At 71.6% G+C, this 15,980-nt stretch carries 17 protein-coding genes and 1 pseudogene; 14 read left to right on the top strand and 4 right to left on the bottom strand.

Features of this window, described 5'->3' with window-relative positions; all coding sequences use genetic code 11:
- Positions 1-34: 34 nt before the first annotated feature.
- Together BCL65_RS06830 and BCL65_RS06835 are read right to left on the bottom strand one after the other, a co-directional pair.
- Positions 35-1,288 (bottom strand): acyl-CoA dehydrogenase family protein, encoded by a 1,254-nt coding sequence (locus BCL65_RS06830; RefSeq protein WP_106266399.1) that lies wholly within the window; start codon positions 1,286-1,288, stop codon positions 35-37.
- 113 nt (positions 1,289-1,401) lie between these two features.
- Positions 1,402-2,688, bottom strand: coding sequence for an Nramp family divalent metal transporter (locus tag BCL65_RS06835; RefSeq protein WP_106266401.1), 1,287 nt, complete (start codon positions 2,686-2,688; stop codon positions 1,402-1,404).
- Positions 2,689-2,880: 192 nt separating this feature from the next.
- On the opposite strand from BCL65_RS06835, the gene BCL65_RS06840 reads away from it, so the two are divergent.
- From BCL65_RS06840 to BCL65_RS06870, 7 genes are all read left to right on the top strand, one after another.
- Positions 2,881-4,164: a glycosyltransferase 87 family protein gene (locus BCL65_RS06840; RefSeq protein WP_106266403.1), complete on the top strand. Its 1,284-nt coding sequence runs from the start codon at positions 2,881-2,883 to the stop codon at positions 4,162-4,164.
- A 96-nt stretch (positions 4,165-4,260) separates the two neighbouring features.
- Positions 4,261-5,385, top strand: a complete 1,125-nt coding sequence (locus BCL65_RS06845; RefSeq protein WP_106266405.1) for a glycosyltransferase family 4 protein — start codon at positions 4,261-4,263, stop codon at positions 5,383-5,385.
- A gap of 4 nt (positions 5,386-5,389) precedes the next feature.
- On the top strand, positions 5,390-6,574 hold the full coding sequence (locus tag BCL65_RS06850) for a glycosyltransferase (protein ID WP_106266407.1): 1,185 nt from the start codon (positions 5,390-5,392) through the stop codon (positions 6,572-6,574).
- A complete protein-coding gene (locus BCL65_RS06855) occupies positions 6,571-7,440 on the top strand; it encodes an SGNH/GDSL hydrolase family protein (protein ID WP_106266409.1) in 870 nt (289 codons plus the stop codon). The genes BCL65_RS06850 and BCL65_RS06855 overlap by 4 nt, the downstream gene beginning before the upstream one ends.
- 97 nt (positions 7,441-7,537) lie before the next feature.
- A complete protein-coding gene (locus BCL65_RS06860) occupies positions 7,538-8,041 on the top strand; it encodes a hypothetical protein (RefSeq protein WP_106266411.1) in 504 nt (167 codons plus the stop codon).
- Positions 8,042-8,122: 81 nt separating this feature from the next.
- Positions 8,123-8,710: a hypothetical protein gene (locus BCL65_RS06865; protein ID WP_125206502.1), complete on the top strand. Its 588-nt coding sequence runs from the start codon at positions 8,123-8,125 to the stop codon at positions 8,708-8,710.
- A 107-nt stretch (positions 8,711-8,817) separates the two neighbouring features.
- Positions 8,818-9,447, top strand: a complete 630-nt coding sequence (locus tag BCL65_RS06870; protein ID WP_243400848.1) for a DUF305 domain-containing protein — start codon at positions 8,818-8,820, stop codon at positions 9,445-9,447.
- A gap of 3 nt (positions 9,448-9,450) precedes the next feature.
- Here the strand turns inward: BCL65_RS06870 and BCL65_RS06875 are convergent, their stop codons facing one another.
- Positions 9,451-10,002, bottom strand: coding sequence for a dihydrofolate reductase family protein (locus BCL65_RS06875; RefSeq protein WP_106266415.1), 552 nt, complete (start codon positions 10,000-10,002; stop codon positions 9,451-9,453).
- Positions 10,003-10,143: 141 nt separating this feature from the next.
- On the opposite strand from BCL65_RS06875, the gene BCL65_RS06880 reads away from it, so the two are divergent.
- Both BCL65_RS06880 and BCL65_RS06885 read left to right on the top strand, forming a co-directional pair.
- Positions 10,144-10,923, top strand: a complete 780-nt coding sequence (locus BCL65_RS06880; RefSeq protein ID WP_106266417.1) for an SDR family oxidoreductase — start codon at positions 10,144-10,146, stop codon at positions 10,921-10,923.
- A gap of 55 nt (positions 10,924-10,978) precedes the next feature.
- Positions 10,979-11,755, top strand: a complete 777-nt coding sequence (locus tag BCL65_RS06885; protein WP_165799958.1) for a CPBP family intramembrane glutamic endopeptidase — start codon at positions 10,979-10,981, stop codon at positions 11,753-11,755.
- Between the two features lie 24 nt (positions 11,756-11,779).
- Here the strand turns inward: BCL65_RS06885 and BCL65_RS06890 are convergent, their stop codons facing one another.
- Positions 11,780-12,367 carry a TetR/AcrR family transcriptional regulator gene (locus BCL65_RS06890; RefSeq protein ID WP_106266421.1) on the bottom strand — a complete coding sequence of 196 codons (588 nt, stop codon included), beginning with the start codon at positions 12,365-12,367 and terminating at the stop codon, positions 11,780-11,782.
- An 88-nt stretch (positions 12,368-12,455) separates the two neighbouring features.
- On the opposite strand from BCL65_RS06890, the gene BCL65_RS06895 reads away from it, so the two are divergent.
- From BCL65_RS06895 to BCL65_RS06920, 5 genes and pseudogenes are all read left to right on the top strand, one after another.
- Positions 12,456-12,896, top strand: a complete 441-nt coding sequence (locus BCL65_RS06895; RefSeq protein ID WP_219885647.1) for a DUF1772 domain-containing protein — start codon at positions 12,456-12,458, stop codon at positions 12,894-12,896.
- 175 nt (positions 12,897-13,071) lie between these two features.
- Positions 13,072-13,362, top strand: a complete 291-nt coding sequence (locus BCL65_RS06900; RefSeq protein ID WP_106266423.1) for a DUF1905 domain-containing protein — start codon at positions 13,072-13,074, stop codon at positions 13,360-13,362.
- A 497-nt stretch (positions 13,363-13,859) separates the two neighbouring features.
- Positions 13,860-14,306 carry a hypothetical protein gene (locus BCL65_RS06910; RefSeq protein WP_125206503.1) on the top strand — a complete coding sequence of 149 codons (447 nt, stop codon included), beginning with the start codon at positions 13,860-13,862 and terminating at the stop codon, positions 14,304-14,306.
- Positions 14,307-15,100: 794 nt separating this feature from the next.
- Positions 15,101-15,220, top strand: a pseudogene (locus BCL65_RS18515) (IS481 family transposase); the annotation flags it as partial.
- 179 nt (positions 15,221-15,399) lie between these two features.
- Positions 15,400-15,980: helix-turn-helix domain-containing protein (locus BCL65_RS06920; protein WP_445614932.1), on the top strand; the 581-nt coding region annotated here is incomplete at its 3' end.

Here is a 15,980-nt window from a genome sequence, read left to right on the forward strand (position 1 = left end):
CCCGCGGCCGCGGAGCAGGTGCTGCGGTCGCCCGTCAGGCGAACGCGGACGTGCCCGTGATGTCGCGGCCCACGATCAGCGCGTTCATGGACTCGGTGCCCTCGTAGGTGTGCAGGGCCTCGATGTCGGCGAAGTGCCGCGCGACCCGGTTGGCGAGCAGGATGCCGTTGCCGCCGAGCATGTCGCGTGCGACCGACGCCACCTCGCGCGCTCCGCGGGTGCAGCTGTACTTGGCCAGGGAGGCCTGCTCCCCGGTGAGCCGGCCGGCGTCGGCGAGCTCGGTGAGGCGGCCCACGAGGAGCTGCAGCTGCGTGACGGTCGAGAGCATCCGGGTCAGGCGCTCCTGGACCATCTGCTTGGCGGCGAGCGGCTTGCCGAACTGGACCCGCTGCGTGGAGTACTGCACGGCCGCCTCGTAGCAGGCGACCGCGTGCCCGACGGCGGACCACGCCACGGCGAGGCGCGTGGCGAAGAGGACGGCGGCGGTCGCCTTGAACGAGGTGGCGCCGGGCAGGGCGGCGTCGGCCGGGACGAACACGTCGTCGAGCTGGATGTGGGCCTGCCAGATCGCGCGGAGCGCCATCTTGCCCTCGATGGTGGTGCCGGTGTAACCGGGGGCGTCCTGCGGCACGATGAAGCCGTGCACCTGGCCGTGGCGCTCCCCGGCGTCCGGGTCGTCCAGCCGGGCCCACACCACGGTGATGTCGCCGCAGGAGCCGAACCCGATCCACTTCTTCTCGCCGTCGATGACGTAGCCCTCGACACCGTCGCGCACGGTGGGACGCGCCGTCGTCTCGAGGGACACGGAGTCCGAGCCGTGGGTGGGCTCGGTGAGCGCGAACGCGCCGAGGATCTCCCCGCGCGCCATGGGCTCGGCGTACCGCTCGACCTGCTCGGGCGAGCCGTGCATGACGATGGAGCGCAGCGCGAGGCCGCCCTGGACGCCGCAGATCGTGGCGACGGAGCCGTCGCCGCGGGACATCTCCATGCTGGCCAGACCCTCGGCCATGAAGCTGATGCGCGGGCGGCCGGGCACGTCGACGCCGTCGCGCAGGAAGTCGTGCTCGGCGAGCTTCTTGACCAGGTCGAAGGGGACCTCGGCCCGCTCCCAGTAGCCGTCGATGACGGGCAGCACCTCGTCCTGGACGAACTGCCGCACGGCGAGCTGGTGCGCGCGCTCGGCGGGGGCGACGTCGGCGAACGCGGCCGCGTAGTCGACGTCCAGGGGCTGGGAGACGTCGTACTCCGGCGCGGTGACGCCGGGCAGGACGGGTGCGGTGCGGGGCATGCGGGTCTCACTTTCCACGGAGGCGACCGCGCCGCCGCAGAGGCTGGTGACGACGGCGTCGGTCTGCCTCCATAGTGCGACGCGACGGAGTCTCAGTCAAGCGATACGGCGTATCAACCGGTGACCGTGAGCCAGAGCAGCGTCACGTTGAGCCCCACGATCACGGCCGCGACCAGCCACGCGACCGCCTGCGTGGCTCGCGCGTTGCGGAACTCGCCCAGCAGCCCCGCGTCCCGGGTGACCCGGACCAGCGGGATCATCGCGAACGGGATGCCGAAGCTCAGCACCACCTGGCTGAGCACCAGCAGGTAGGTGGGTGAGACGTCCGTGGCCAGCAGCAGCAGCGCCGGCACCAGCGTGACCAGGCGGCGCGTCAGCAGCGGCACCCGCACGCGCAGCAGCCCGGCCATGATCTCCGAGCCCGCGTAGGCGCCGACGGCCGTCGACGCCAGCCCCGAGGTCAGCAGCCCGACGCCGAACAGCACCGCGACGACCGGCCCCAACGAGTCCGAGATCGCCGCGTACGCCCCCTCGATGCTGTCCGTGCCCGTGCGGCCCGGCAGGTTGGCCGCGGCGAGCAGGAGCATCGCGATGTTCACGCCGCCGGCGATGAGCAGCGCGGCGACCACGTCCCAGCGGGTCGCGCGGAGCAGCCGGCGCACGGCCGTGGGGTCGCCCTGGACGGTGCGCGACGGCGGCACCCCGGCCACCGCGGCGCGTCGCTCCGCGTCGTGGCGCACCCGGTCGCGGGCCAGCGAGCTGTGCAGGTAGATCGCGTGCGGCATGACGGTGGCACCGAGCATCGACGCGGCCAGGAGCACCGAGTCCGCTCCGTCGAACCGCGGCACGAGGCCGCCCAGGACTGCACCGGCGTCAGGAGGAGCGACGAGGAGGCCGGCGCAGAAGCCGACGGCGATGACGCCGAGCATGGTCACCACCACCGTCTCGAAGATGCGCTGGCCCCGGCGCTGCTGGATCGCGAGGACCACCATCGAGACCGCACCGGTGATGAGGCCGCCGGCCACGAGCGGCACGCCGAACAGCAGGTTCAGCGCGATGGCCCCGCCGATCACCTCGGCCAGGTCGGTGGCCATGGCGACCGCCTCCGCCTGCAGCCAGTAGGCGATCCGGCCCCGGCGCGGCATGCGGTCGGCGAGCACCTCGGGCAGCGACCTGCCGGTGACGACGCCCAGCTTGGCCGACAGGTACTGCACCAGGACCGCCATCGCGTTGGCCATGACGAGCACCCACACCAGCAGGTAGCCGAACTCGGCGCCGGCGGTGAGGTTCGCGGCGACGTTGCCCGGGTCCACGTAGGCGATGGCGGCCACGAAGGCCGGTCCGAGCAGGGCGAGCGCGCGCAGGCGACGCAGTCCGGGTGGTGCGGTCCGAGTGCTCACAGGTCTCCTTCGACGACGGCAGCGGGGCAAAGTTTCGGATACCCGAAACCTTAGACGCTGCGAGCCGCATCCGAAACCCCGACCGATCGTCACTCCGTGTTCTGTCCGGCACTCCGGACTGCCGGACAGAACACGAAGTGACGATCAGATCCGCACGGAGATCCGCACGGCGGCCGGGACGGGTCTGGCACGATGTGCCCCGTGCCCGACGACGCGGACCGCCGCCTGCCCGCCCCGCCCCGCGACCGCGGCGGCAGCCTCCTGCAGTCCCCCTGGCTGCTGGCCCTCGCGTTCGTCGTGTTGCACGCGCGCCTGGTCCACGAGGCGATCACGTGGCAGAACACGATCTTCGGCGACGTCACCCTGTACGAGTGGTGGGCCCGCTACGGCCTCGACACCGGCCAGTGGCCCGTCCTGGACTACGACTGGGTCTACCCCGCCGGAGCGCTCGTCCCCGTGGTGGCGCCCTCCCTGGTCACCGACGGCGTGCTGGGCTACGAGATCGTGTGGACGGCGATGATCGTGGCGCTGAACGCCGTCGCGACGGTCCTGCTCGTCCGGTCCACCCCGCGCGGCGTCCTCGGCGCCTGGTGGTGGCTGCTGTTCCTGCTCGCGCTCGGCCCGATCTTCCTCGGCCGGCTCGACGGCGTCATCGCCCCGATGATCCTCGTCGCCCTGGTCCTGGCCCGGCGGCACCCGCGGGTCGCCACCGCGGTCGCCACGGCCGGCGCCTGGATCAAGATCGCACCGGGCGCCGTCGTCGTCGCCCTCGCCGCGACCCGCCGTGACCTGCGCGACCTGCTGCGCGCCGTCGTCGTCCCCGGGGCGATCGTGTCCGCCGTCGTGGTCGGCCTCGCGCTCATCGGCGGAGCCGGGACGCGGGCGCTCAGCGTGTTCGGCGAGCAGGGCGCACGCACGCTGCAGGCCGAGTCCGTGGCCGGCACCTGGTTCTCGGTGGCGCGGCTGTGGGACCCGGCCGTGACGATCGCCTACAACGACGAGATCTTCACCTACGAGTTCCAGGGCACCGAGGCCCGCAGCGTGGCCGACGCGCTCGACTGGCTCCTGCCGCTGGTGGTGGTCGTCCTCGCCGGTCTGACGTGGTGGGCCGCGCGCCGCCACCCGGAGCGCGCCTACGAGATCGTGCTGCTCTCCGCCGCCGCGCAGCTCGTGGCCCTCATCGTGTTCAACAAGGTCGGCTCGCCGCAGTTCGTGGCGTGGATCGGTCCGCCCGTGGCCGTCGCCCTGGCCACCCTGCCCGCCGGGCGGGCGCTGCGGGCCTGGTGGCCGCCCGCGCTGGGCATCGTGCTCGTCGCGTACGGCACCTACCTCGTGTACCCCGTCGCGTACGGCCCGTTCCTGGCGGGCGAGCCCTGGATGATCACGGTCGAGGCGCTGCGCAACGCGGCTCTGGTGGTGCTCATGATCGGCGCGACCTGGCGGATCGCCCGGCTCGGCGCCGTCCGCAACGCGTAGTTCCGCGCCAACGTTTGCCGGGCGTTCGGCGGCCCGACGACGACACGTCGCCCGCGTCACCCCCGCAGGTCATCCGGGGCCACGACAGTTCGAGTCGTGAGGGTAGCGATCGTCGCAGAGTCCTTCCTCCCGCAGGTCAACGGGGTCACGAACTCCGTGCTGCGGGTCCTCGACCATCTCCGCCGGTGCGGGCACGAGGCCCTGGTCCTCGCCCCCGACACCGACGAGGGAGACGTCCCCCCGTTCGTGCACGGCGCACCCGTGGTCGAGATCCCCTCCGTGGGCCTGCCCGGCTACCCCGACGTGCGCGTCGTCGTCGGGCAACGGGCCCGCATCGAGCGCACGCTCGCGGCGTTCGGGCCCGACGTCGTCCACCTGGCCTCGCCGTTCACCCTCGGCTGGCGCGGGATGCAGGCCGCCGAGGCGCTCGGCGTGCCGACCATCGCCGTCTACCAGACGGAGGTGCCCAGCTACGCCGCGCGGTACGGCATGCGGCACCTGGAGCCGCTGCTGTGGCGGCGGGTGCGGAACCTGCACGAGCGCGCCACCGTCACGCTGGCACCGTCCACCCCGACCATCGACCACCTGCGCGCCCGCGGGGTGCCCCGCCTGCACCGCTGGGGCCGCGGCGTCGACACCGTCCAGTTCCGGCCCGAGGCGCGCGACGCCGCCTGGCGCCGGGCCGTGGGAGCGGGGCGGCCGTTGCTCGTCGGGTACGTCGGCCGCCTCGCGGCGGAGAAGCAGGTGGAGTCGCTGCGCGTGCTGTCGGGGCGCGAGGACGTCCGCCTCGTGATCGTCGGCGAGGGGCCCGAGCGGGCGCTGCTCGAGGGGCTGCTGCCCGACGCGCACTTCACCGGCCTGCTGCGCGGCGAGGAGCTGGCACGGGCCATGGCGAGCCTCGACGTGTTCGTGCACCCCGGCGAGCTGGAGACGTTCGGCCAGACGCTGCAGGAGGCGAACGCCTCCGGGGTCCCCGTCGTCGCGCCGGCCGCCGGCGGGCCGATCGACGTGGTCGCCCACTCGCACACCGGCTGGCTCTACCCGCCGGGCGACCACGCCGCGCTGCGCTCCCACGTGGACGACCTGCTCGGCGACGACCGCAAGCGCCGCGCCTTCGGGGCCGCCGCCCGCGAGAGAGCGCTCGGGCGCACCTGGGCGAAGGTGTGCCACGAGCTGATGGAGCACTACGCGGCCGCGGTCAGCGTCACCGCGGAGGTGTGAGCCCGTGCGGATCGTCCACGTCGCCAACGCCTACGCGCCGCGGTCGGGCGGCATCCGCACCGCGATGCACGCCCTGGCCCGCGAGTACCTCGCCCGCGGTCACGAGCCGGTCCTCGTCGTCCCGGGTCCGACGGCGGCCGAGCGGCACGACGGCGACCTGCGCGTCGTGCAGGTGGCCGCGCCGCGGGTGCCCGGTGTGCCGGGCTACCGGGCCGTGGTGAAGCCCGGCACCGTGCGGTCCGTGCTGGACGCCCTGGCGCCGGACCGGGTCGAGGTCTCCGACCGCGCCACCCTCACCGGCGTCGGCCTGTGGGCGCGCGAGGCCGAGGTGCCGTCGCTGCTGATGCTGCACGAGCGCCTGGACGGCGTGCTCTCCGCGTTCTGGCCCGGCGCGGGCAGCGGCGCGCGGCCCGGACCCGTCGGCCGGCGGCTCGCGCCCGTCGTCGCCGACCGCTGGAACCTCGCGACCCTCGGCCGGTTCGACCGGCTCGTCGCCACCACCGCGTTCGCCGCCGGGGAGGTGGAGCGCCTGGCCGGGCGGCGGCCCGGGCTGGCGCTGCCTCCGCTGCACCGGGTGGCCCTGGGTGTCGACCTCGAGCGGTTCACGCCCGACCGGTTCGACGCGGACCTGCGGCGGCGCACCGCCGCCCGGGGCGAGGCGGTCGTGCTGGTGATGAGCCGGCTGTCGCGCGAGAAACGGGTGGACCTGGCCGTCGAGGCGGTCGGGAGGCTCGTGGCCGACGGCGTGCCGGTGCGGCTCGTCGTGGCGGGCAGCGGGCCGCGGTTCACGGAGCTGCGGGCACGGGCCGAGCAGCTCGGCATCCGGCACCGGTTCCTCGGGTTCGTGCCCGACCGCGCCCAGGTGGCCGCGCTGCTCGCGAGCGCCGACGTCGTCGTCGCCCCAGGCCCGATCGAGACGTTCGGGCTGGCCGCCCTCGAGGCACTGGCCTCCGGGACGCCCGTGGTGTGCTCGGCGACCAGCGCGCTGCCCGAGGTGATCGGCCCGGCCGGGGCGAGCGCCGATCCCGAGCCCGAGGCGCTGGCCGTGGCCGTGCGCGAGGTGCTCTCCCGGGACCCCGGCGCACGGCGGGCGGCGGCGCGCGCGCGGGCCGAGCTGTTCCCCTGGTCGGCGACGGGCGAGGCGATGCTGGCGCTCCACGTCGGGTCGACGCCCGCGGGTGCGCGATGAGCGGGCCGTCCGTCGTCGCGCTCGGCGACTCCATCACCGCGGGCGTCGGGGACGCCGTCGGGCCCGACGCCGCGCACGGGCCCGGCTGGGCGGCGCACCTCGCGCTGCTCGCCGACTCGGCGCGGTTCGAGAACCTGGCCCGCAACGGCGCGCGGACGCAGACCGTCATCGCCGAGCAGCTCGACCTCGCCCTCGCCTCCGGGGCCGACCTCGCCACGCTCGTCATCGGGGGCAACGACGCGCTGCGGAGCGACTTCTCCCCCGCCGACGTCGCCCGCCGGCTGACCACCTGCGTCGGGGCGCTGCGCGGCCGGGGCGCCGCCGTCGTCCTCGCGACCCTGCCGCCCATCGGGCTGTTCGAGCTGTGCGGCGGCCGGGTGCGCTCCGTGATGCGGGCGCGGATCGACGCGGTCAACGCCGCCGTGCGCGCCGTGGCGGCACGTCACGCGGACGGGTCGGGGTGCGCGCCGGGCGTGGTGGTGTTCGACGTCGCCGAGGCCATCCGGCCCGCCGGGCTCGGCGCCTGGTACGTCGACCGTGTCCACCCCTCTCCCCTGGGCCACCGGCACCTCGCGGTGACGGCCGGCCGCGCCCTGCACGTCGCGCTGCCCGAGCTGGCGCGGCTGCCCGCTCCGCCGCCCCCGCCGCCGGCGTGGGAGCGCGCGGCCTGGCTCGCGTTCGCCGGCGTGCCCTGGGCGCTGCGCCGCGGCCGCGACTTCCTGCCCGGCCTGGTGCGCGCCGTCGTCGACGACCTGCGGGACGACGGCGTCGGGCGGCTCGACCTGGAGCTGTCGCAGGTCTCCGGCCTCTCGGGTCCGGGCTTCCCTGCTGCGGCACCTCGGGGCGCGCTGCTCCCCAAGCCTTGACACGCGGCACGGCGGGCGCAGACTCGCGGGAGGCTCGGCAAGCTCAGCGGTGGTAGACCTGGACGGCGTGGATCCTGCTCATCGACGACGCCCGCCCATGAAGCCGCTGCTGGGCTGGACCATCGCGGGGGCGGTGGCGCCGACCGTCTATTCCTCTGCACTGATCCTCGGTGCAGCGCTGGTGGCTCCCGCGGCAGCTGTCCAGCACGTCGACGAGCTGCCGATGGCACTCGGTGCGTTGCTGTTCCTCGCGGCGGTGACCGTCGTCCCCGGTGCGCTCGCCGGAGCGGTCGTCGGCATCGTGGACGCCGTTCTGAGGCATCGACTCGTTCAGCTCGAGCGCGCAGAGCGTCGCCGACCGGCGCTGGGCTCGGCGGCAGTGGTTCTGCTCCTCGCGGCGGTCTACGGCCTCCTGATGATGGGAGTGACGCCGTCGGACTGGTCGAACCTGGCCGCCAACGTGGGCATCTCTCTGACTCTGGCGTTGGTCCCCGCCGCGGTATCGCTGCGGCTGTACCTCCGACTGCCCCACGAGCCCGACCGCCCGGAGTCGTCACGACCACCGGAGCCCGGCCAGGGTGGTCCTGAAATCGAGCGATGACCGGTTGGCGGGTTCGGTCGGCGACGGGAGGTGCGTGCAAGGACGCCGTGGTGACGGTGATGCACCCCTAGGGTGTGGCAGGTGACGACGGAGCGGGCGGTCAAGGACGGGGTGCAGGGCGTCGACGCCCCGTTGACGGACGAGGCCCGCAGGGCCGAGCGCAGCGTCCTCGTGGCGGCGGCGGTCGGCTTGGGCGTCGGCGTGGTGGTACCGATGCTCTGGGCCGTCTACCCGTGGGTCGATCTGGAGAGAAGCTCGTGGCCCCTCCCGTTCATCCTGTTCGCTCCGACCCTGGCGGCGTTGACCGGCGCGTTCCTCGCGCGCTCCTTCCGTCGTGGACCGCTGTTCTGGCTCACCATCGTGCTGGACGTGGCCATCCTGGCCCTGTCGCTGCTCAGCTTCATGTGGGGTGGATGGCCCGGCGCGACGGCGGCCGCGCTCCTGATCGTCGCGGGGCTCGTGCTGCTCGTCGGCCATCCGCACCGGTGGCGCGTGGTCGGCCTCGGCCTCCTCACCCTGTGCCTGTCGCTGGCCGGGACCATGGGCCTCGTCACGCACCTGCTGGACGGGATGTGGGCCTTCACTCTCACCGCCAGCCTCCTCAACCTGGTCGCCGTGGCCATCCTCGTCCGCCGGGTCGTGGCGCTGCGCCCGCGGACGACGGGCTGACCGGCACGACGGCATGACGTCGTCGTGAGCTCCGGTGCGAGCTCCCGGGCCCGCTTGTAGCGTCCGAGACATACCCCGAATCCTGTGCCGACGGAAGGGACGAGGCCATGTCGACGGAGAAGCAGCACGACGGCGGCGCTCAGCACGCCGAGGCCCAGCGCTCGGACGACCAGCACCACGGCGGCTCCGGCGCCCACCAGATGAAGGGCATGTACCTGCGGTTCGCCGCGATGATCCTGACGGCCATGGTCGTCATGTACTGGGTGATGTTCGTCGGGTCCTGGGAGTGGAGCCACGTCCGCTTCAGCCAGAGCCGGGTCTTCATGGCGATCACCATGGGCGGCACCATGGGCCTGATCATGCTCGCCTGGATGCTGAACATGTACAAGAACACCAAGGCGAACGTGGCGATCGTCGTCGCGAGCCTGGTGCTCCTGTTCGGTGGCGCGGCCCTGGACCGGAGTCAGGTGACGGTCGACGACACGGCGTTCATGAGCGCGATGATCCCCCACCACTCCCTGGCCATCACGCGGTCCGAGCGTGCGCAGATCTCCGACGTCCGGGTGTGCCAGCTCGCGGTCGAGATCATCGAGGCGCAGAACCGGGAGATCGCCGAGATGAACTGGCTCATCGAGGACATCGAGCGCAACGGCCTGGCCCTGACGCCCGAGGAGGCCGAGGCACGCGCCGTGCCGACGTTCCCCGGCACCGCGCTCCGCGACTGTCCCACCGGCTGACCGTCAGCGCACGACGCGATAGCGCAGGGCAGTGCGGACGCCGATCTGCTCGACTCTCACCTTCTCCAGGGTCGCCGTCGGTCCACCCGCGAACAGGCGCACGCCGTCGCCGAGGAGCACCGGCATGACGTCGACGGACAGCTCGTCGACGAGCCCCGCCGCCAGGAGCTGGCCGAAGACGTCGGCGCCGCCGATGAACGTCACGTTGCGGTCCCCGGCGGCCTCGAGCGCTTGCTGCGCGGCGGACTCGACGCCGTCCGTGACGAACGTGACCGACAACCGCCCGTTGCTCCGCGGCGTGACCGGCGGCGGTTCGTGCGTGACGACGAACATCGGCACCTGGAACTCGTAGTTGTCGGCGTAGTCGTCGGGGTCCTCGGCCATGTCGAACGTGCGCCGGCCCATGATGACCGCACCGGTCTCGTCCTGCACCGCCTGCATGTACCCGCTCGCCGTCAGCTCGTCGAAGTCCGCGTACAACGCCGCGGAGCTGCCGTCGGCGTCCTCGACGAACCCGTCCAGCGACACGGTCGCCCCCGCGATCAGCTTGGCCATGGTGCTTCTCCTGCTTCGTCGCACGAACGTTCGGTCGAGGGGTAGACCCGGCTCGGGTGCCGGAGTCATCGGGGCGGCCCGGCGCGCGAGGTGCCGCGGCCGTGGATAGCGTCGATCCGGTCGACCACGGAGGGGTGCAGGATGACGCTGGAAGGCAAGGTCGCGCTGGTCACCGGCGCAGGATCGGGCATCGGACGCGCCACGGCGGTACGCCTGGCACGCGAGGGCGCCACGGTGGTGCCGCTCGGGCACCGGCAGGAGAGCGCGGACGACGTCGCGGCGGAGATCCGGCGCGACGGCGGCACGGCGTTCCCGGTGGCGGCGAACGTCGAGGACGCCGCCATGGTGCGCGACGTGCTCGACCGGGTCGAGCAGGAGTTCGGCCGGCTCGACGTCGTCGTCGCGAACGCCGGCGTCAACGGCGTCTGGGCCCCGCTCGAGGAGCTCGAGCCCGAGGACTGGGCGAGCACGATCGACACGAACCTCACCGGGACGTTCCACACCGTGCGGTACGCGGTGCCGCTGCTCGTGCGGCAGGGCGGCGCGGTCGTCGTCGTCTCGTCGATCAACGGGACGCGCACGTTCAGCAACTCCGGCGCCTCGGCCTACGCGACGAGCAAGGCGGGCCAGGTCGCGTTCGCGCGCATGGCGGCCGTCGAGCTCGGTCCGCGCGGCGTGCGGGTCAACTCCGTGTGCCCCGGCGCGATCGACACCGAGATCGACGACAACACCGAGCAGCGCCACACCGACGACCTCGGCGTCGAGGCCGAGTACCCGGAGGGTCAGATCCCGCTGACCGGTGAAGAGTCCGGCGAGGCCGCGCAGGTCGCCGACGCCATCGCTTACCTGGTCTCGGACGCGGCGAGCCATGTGACCGGCACCGAGGTGTTCGTCGACGGCGGGCAGTCGCTCATCGCCTGACGGCTGCTGCCGGCGCGCTTGACCGTGTCCGGACCACATGGTTTCTCCTGCCGTCATGTACACAACGTCCAGCACGACGGCCCTGCGCGTCCGACCTCGGGTCTGGCTGGGCCTCGGTCTCTTCGTGGCCTACCTGGCGGTCTTCTACGCCATCTGGATCGTCAACGGCATCGACTACGCCCGTGTCGGGGAGAGCGAAGAGACACTGCTGCGGTGGTACGTGGCACCCCTCGGTGGGGGCCTCGTGGTGATCCTGGTCGGCCTCTCGGTCCTCGGGTGGTGGCGGCCGTCTCTGCGCGACACGAAGCGGCTCCCGAGAAGTGGCGCCGTCGTCCCGGTGATCATGGCCGTCGTCGCGGTCCTCAACCTGGTGTTCGGTGAGTTCTCCAGGGTGACGATGACGATGTGGATCCTCCTCGTGATCGGCAGCATCCTGGTGGGGTTCAACGAGGAGGTCGTCGCGCGTGGTCAGCTCTTCGTCGCGCTGCGCAGCCGGTTCGGCGAGACGGGCGTCTGGTTCCTCTCCACCGCCCTGTTCTCGCTGCTGCACCTGCCCAACTTCTTCTTCGGCATCGGATCGCTCGCGTTCCTCCAGGTCGTCATCCAGTTCGGACTCGGATCCGTGTACTACCTGGCGTTCCGCTCGACGGGGTCGCTGGTCCCCGCCATGCTCCTTCACGGCCTGTGGGACTTCTCGACGTTCTCGTCGAGCCTCCCCTACGCCGGACTCGCCGCTCCGTTCCTCGGGATCGCGGGCGTCGTCGTGGCCGTCGTCCTGCTGGTGAAGGAACGACGCCGGGGCGCGGGCGCGAGGAGTCAGCCGATCCGCTGATCGGCGCTCGGCCATCGGGCCGGGTCAGCGGACGACGAGGCGCACGAGCGTCTCGATCCGCTCCTCCTGGTGCACGGCCGGGAAGCGTCCCGCGCGGCGGAGGGCGACGATGCCGTGGACGGCGCCCCAGAACACCTCCGCCGTCGTGGGGACGTCGGCGGGCGGGTCGTCGAGTCGGCGCAACGTGTCCGCGATCGCCTCGAAGCCGGCTCGCACGATCGCCGGCGTCTCGTCCGAGGCGAACGGGACGAGGACGGGCAGCAGGAACATCGCGTCGTAGGTCGCCGGGTGGCGCTCGGCGAAGTCGAGATAGGCGGTCACGAGCGCCCGGACGCGCTCGACGTCGCTCGCTGCGGGGACGTCCGACGACGGCGCGAGCGCGGACGCCAGCTCCTCGAAACCTTCCAGCGCGACGGCGGTGACGATCTCCGTCCGGCCCTGCGGGAAGTGTCCGTAGAGCACCGGCTGGCTGTACTCGATCGCGTCGGCGAGACGGCGGGTCGTCACGGCGTCCCACCCCTCCGTCTCGGCGAGGGCGCGGGCCGCACCGACGATCTGCGACCGCCGCTCCTCGAGCTGACGGGCTCGGCGTGCTGCGGCGGGAGTCGTCATGCGCCAGACTCTAGCACTGCTAGACAATCGCTGCTACATTCGCTAGCGCCGCTAGATCTAGCGGCGCTAGACGAGGATGGAGCGCATCATGGAGTCGTTGTCGATCATCGCCGTGGTTGTCGTCGGACTGATGGTGGGAGTGGAGCTGTCGGTCGCGTTCGTCATGAACCCGATCTTCGACCGGCTGCCCCGGGACGCCGGGATCGCAGCACGCTCCGACGGGGCACGCATGCTTGGACGCGTCATGCCGTTCTGGTACATCGGCTCGGTCCTCCTGGTCGCCGGCACGGCACTGTCAGAGCCCGCCACCGCGGGGCCCGCCTGGGCGGCGGTCGCCCTGCTGCTCGTCAGCGTGGTCATGTCCGTTGCCCTGCTCGTCCCGATCAACAACCGGTCGAAGGCGTGGACTCCCGAGACCGCTCCGGCCGACTGGCGCGACCAACGAAGCCGATGGGACCGCCTGCACCTGGTGCGCCTGGCCCTGATCATCAACGCGTTCGTCCTCGTGACCGTCGCCGCCACGCGATGACCACGGAGCGGACGGCGGCATGCGGGCACGTCGGAGTCGTCCGCGTAGTCGTCGGCCACCCGCCCTGCCATGGGCGGCGTCGATGCTCGAGAGTGAGAGCGGGTGGCGACCGATGAGATCAGTCGGGTGCAGCGGTCTAGGGGTGGACACCTGTCGACCAATCCGGAGGACTCCCATGTCAGACACGAGCACCACACTCGACCACACGTTCACCGCGCCGATCGGCGTCGACGTGAAGGGCGAGACCTGGCCCTGCGTCGAGCTCACCGGTGCCGCCGAACTGCTGGGGACGGGACGGTCGGTGCGGGTCGACGCCACCGTCGATGACGTCCCGGTCGAGAACGTCGGGCTCATGCCGACCGGACGCGGCGAGCTGATGCTGTCGCTCAACGCCAAGCTGCGCAAGCGGCTCGGCAAGGACGTGGGCGACATCGTCACCGTGCACCTGACGAAGCGTCGGAGCTGACCTGCTGCGACCGCACCCGAAGGTGGGCCTAACTGGTCTCGCGTGTTCGACGGTAGCTCCCACCGATCGGATGGTGAAGCTGCACCTGCCCAGATTCTCGCCAGTTGAGAGCGAAGCCCACCGCAACGGGGGCCCACGGCTCCCAGCCACCGTCCTCGTGCTGCCTGCGGGCCATCCTCCGGGACCCGAGCAACTCGTCGCCGAACTCAGCTGAAGTCATCGTGCGAGACGGCCGCGTGGAACGCTGGAACTGCGTCTTCCTCAGACCTGCGTCTCGAAGAATGCGAAACGCGCTGGCCGGGCTGTCGGCTTCGACGGCAATCTCGGCCAACCAGCACTCCGCGCGGCCATCCTCCACCGCGTACACGTAGACCTGATCCACAGCGACAGGGTGCCATGGATGGGGCCTGACCTGGTCGACAGGATCGGCGCTACGTTTCCGCCATGGGTTCCGGTAGGCCTCGACGCGTGATCGTCACCTCGCTCGAGGTGCTCGTGTGCACGCTTCTCGCAAGCGTGGCGGTCATTCCGTAGGGGCCGGATTCTCGGGGATGGTGAACGGCTGGCGGGCTCAGCACGATGGCGAGGTCGGCACGTTCACCCCGGTCGAGCAGAACTGCAACGTGGTTCGCGGTGCCCGGTTCTGCGACTGGACCGGCACGTGGGAGTCCGACGCCGACGACCGCGTCGTCGAAGACGTCCTCCTCGACGAAGACCTCGGGACGGTAGAAGGCGATCCGCCACCCCACCCGGTCCATCCCATGCTCTACCACGACGCCTACTCAGATCCGCAGGTCGTCTACCGGCCAGGTGATCGCACCTGGCTCCTGGCCCCGGCGATCACCGCTGCCCTGCTTGGAGTGCTCTGGTGTCTCGCCTGGAAGATGCACCGGTGGTCGCACCGACACCGGCTCGACGTTCGCGGCGGCCTTTCTCGGTCCTAGCGGCTCTGCGGACTGGCCGGACGTCTTTCTCTACCCGACCGGATCACGCTGCAAAGCGGAGGGAATCTCGTGACCGAGGCGCATCAAGGTCGGCGGCCCACATCCGCGTTGACCCTCGTTCGCACGCAACAGTACGTTCGACGGATTAAGCGTCCGACCGAAAGGGACAGGGCTTCGCGTGAGGAACTGGAACTCAAGGCCGAGATCCGAGGCACTGAGCCTCGGACTGAGAACCCTGCTTGCCGCGGTCGTCGCGGCGGCATACGTCGTCGCTATGGGGTACCTCAACATCCACGCCACGACCATCGTCACCGGTGCAGCACTCGACTGGCGGGCCGCCGTCGTGTCGGTGACGTCACCAGCACCGCCACTGCTGCCCGCGGCGGGCGTAGCGCTTCTCACGGCAGGGGTGTTCGTCCTCGCTTGGCGTTCCCAGTCCGCAGCGAGTGGTCGGCGACAACAGCTGCCGGTCTGGGTAGCAACTGTCACGTTGATCGTGCTCTCGAGCTACGCCATGGCCACTACCGCCTTCCCCTTCAGCGCGCTCGCCTCAACCTTCGGCTCTGACGTTGAACCCATGCCCGGATGGGCCAGCCCCGAGCCCGTGGCCCTTGCTCTGGGCCGCGAGGGAGCGTTGAGCCCAGCGACGCACGCACTCACGGGCGTCATGGTCGTGCTCTCGCTCATGCGATCCAACGGTCTGACAAGAAGATCAAGCGGAGAGCGCGGTAGCCCTCACGACGCTGCATCAGCAGACGAATCGCAAGGACCTGCCGCAGCGGACACACCGTCGGCGTGAGCATGCGGGACCGCAGCTCGCCCACGACCACGACGTGCGCATCATCAACGCCGCCACCGGCGAGATCCTGCGCGAGCTCACCATCGATTTCACCCGCGACTACCAGCCACGCGGCACCGACACAAGACAAAGGCCCGAACCCACATTCGTGGGTCCGGGCCTTGCCGATGTCCTGAGACATCACATGGCGGTAGCGGTGGTGTCTGGTCTCAGGACATCGGAATGGGGTGTCTCACGTCATCGGCATAGCGTGTCTCGGGTCATCGGCATGACCCGTCGGGACGATGCTCGATCGTGTCGAAACGCAGACTCGTGATCACAGCGGTCCTGGCCGGCGCCTCGCAGAGCGAGGTCGCCCGCCGCTACGACGTCTCTCAGGGATGGGTCTCACGACTCATGGCCCGCTACCGCACCGAGGGTCAAGCAGCGTTCGAGCCACGCTCACGGCGACCACACACCTACCCGGCCGCGACACCCGAGCCCGTCGTGCAACAGATCCTGGCCTTGCGCAAGGACCTCGCCGAACAAGGCCACGACTGCGGCGCCGACACCATCGCCTGGCACCTGACCCACCACCACGACATCACCATCTCCCGGGCCACCATCCACCGGATCCTGACCCGCGAAGGCGCCGTGACCCCCGCACCCAAGAAGCGCCCCCGCAGCTCCTACATCCGCTTCCAAGCCGACCAACCCAACGAGACCTGGCAGTCCGACTTCACCCACTACCGACTCACCCGCCCCGACGGACGACCCGGCACCGACGCCGAGATCATCACCTGGCTCGACGACCACTCCCGCTACGCCCTGCACATCTCCGCCCACCAGCGCATCACCGCGCCCATCGTGCGGGACACCTTCCTGCAGACCTGTGA

The sequence above is a fragment of the Isoptericola halotolerans genome (genome assembly GCF_003003075.1).
GTDB classification, from domain to species: Bacteria; Actinomycetota; Actinomycetes; order Actinomycetales; family Cellulomonadaceae; genus Isoptericola; species Isoptericola halotolerans_A.

Bases quoted from the DNA above. Each gene is read 5' to 3' on its own strand.
- BCL65_RS06830 (WP_106266399.1), bottom strand. From the start codon at position 1,288: ATGCCCCGCACCGCACCCGTCCTGCCCGGCGTCACCGCGCCGGAGTAC.
- BCL65_RS06880 (WP_106266417.1), top strand. From the start codon at position 10,144: ATGACGCTGGAAGGCAAGGTCGCGCTGGTCACCGGCGCAGGATCGGGC.
- BCL65_RS06840 (WP_106266403.1), top strand. From the start codon at position 2,881: ATGTGCCCCGTGCCCGACGACGCGGACCGCCGCCTGCCCGCCCCGCCC.
- BCL65_RS06870 (WP_243400848.1), top strand. From the start codon at position 8,818: ATGTCGACGGAGAAGCAGCACGACGGCGGCGCTCAGCACGCCGAGGCC.
- BCL65_RS06895 (WP_219885647.1), top strand. From the start codon at position 12,456: ATGGAGTCGTTGTCGATCATCGCCGTGGTTGTCGTCGGACTGATGGTG.
- BCL65_RS06900 (WP_106266423.1), top strand. From the start codon at position 13,072: ATGTCAGACACGAGCACCACACTCGACCACACGTTCACCGCGCCGATC.
- BCL65_RS06885 (WP_165799958.1), top strand. From the start codon at position 10,979: ATGTACACAACGTCCAGCACGACGGCCCTGCGCGTCCGACCTCGGGTC.
- BCL65_RS06890 (WP_106266421.1), bottom strand. From the start codon at position 12,367: ATGACGACTCCCGCCGCAGCACGCCGAGCCCGTCAGCTCGAGGAGCGG.
- BCL65_RS06860 (WP_106266411.1), top strand. From the start codon at position 7,538: ATGAAGCCGCTGCTGGGCTGGACCATCGCGGGGGCGGTGGCGCCGACC.
- BCL65_RS06875 (WP_106266415.1), bottom strand. From the start codon at position 10,002: ATGGCCAAGCTGATCGCGGGGGCGACCGTGTCGCTGGACGGGTTCGTC.
- BCL65_RS06855 (WP_106266409.1), top strand. From the start codon at position 6,571: ATGAGCGGGCCGTCCGTCGTCGCGCTCGGCGACTCCATCACCGCGGGC.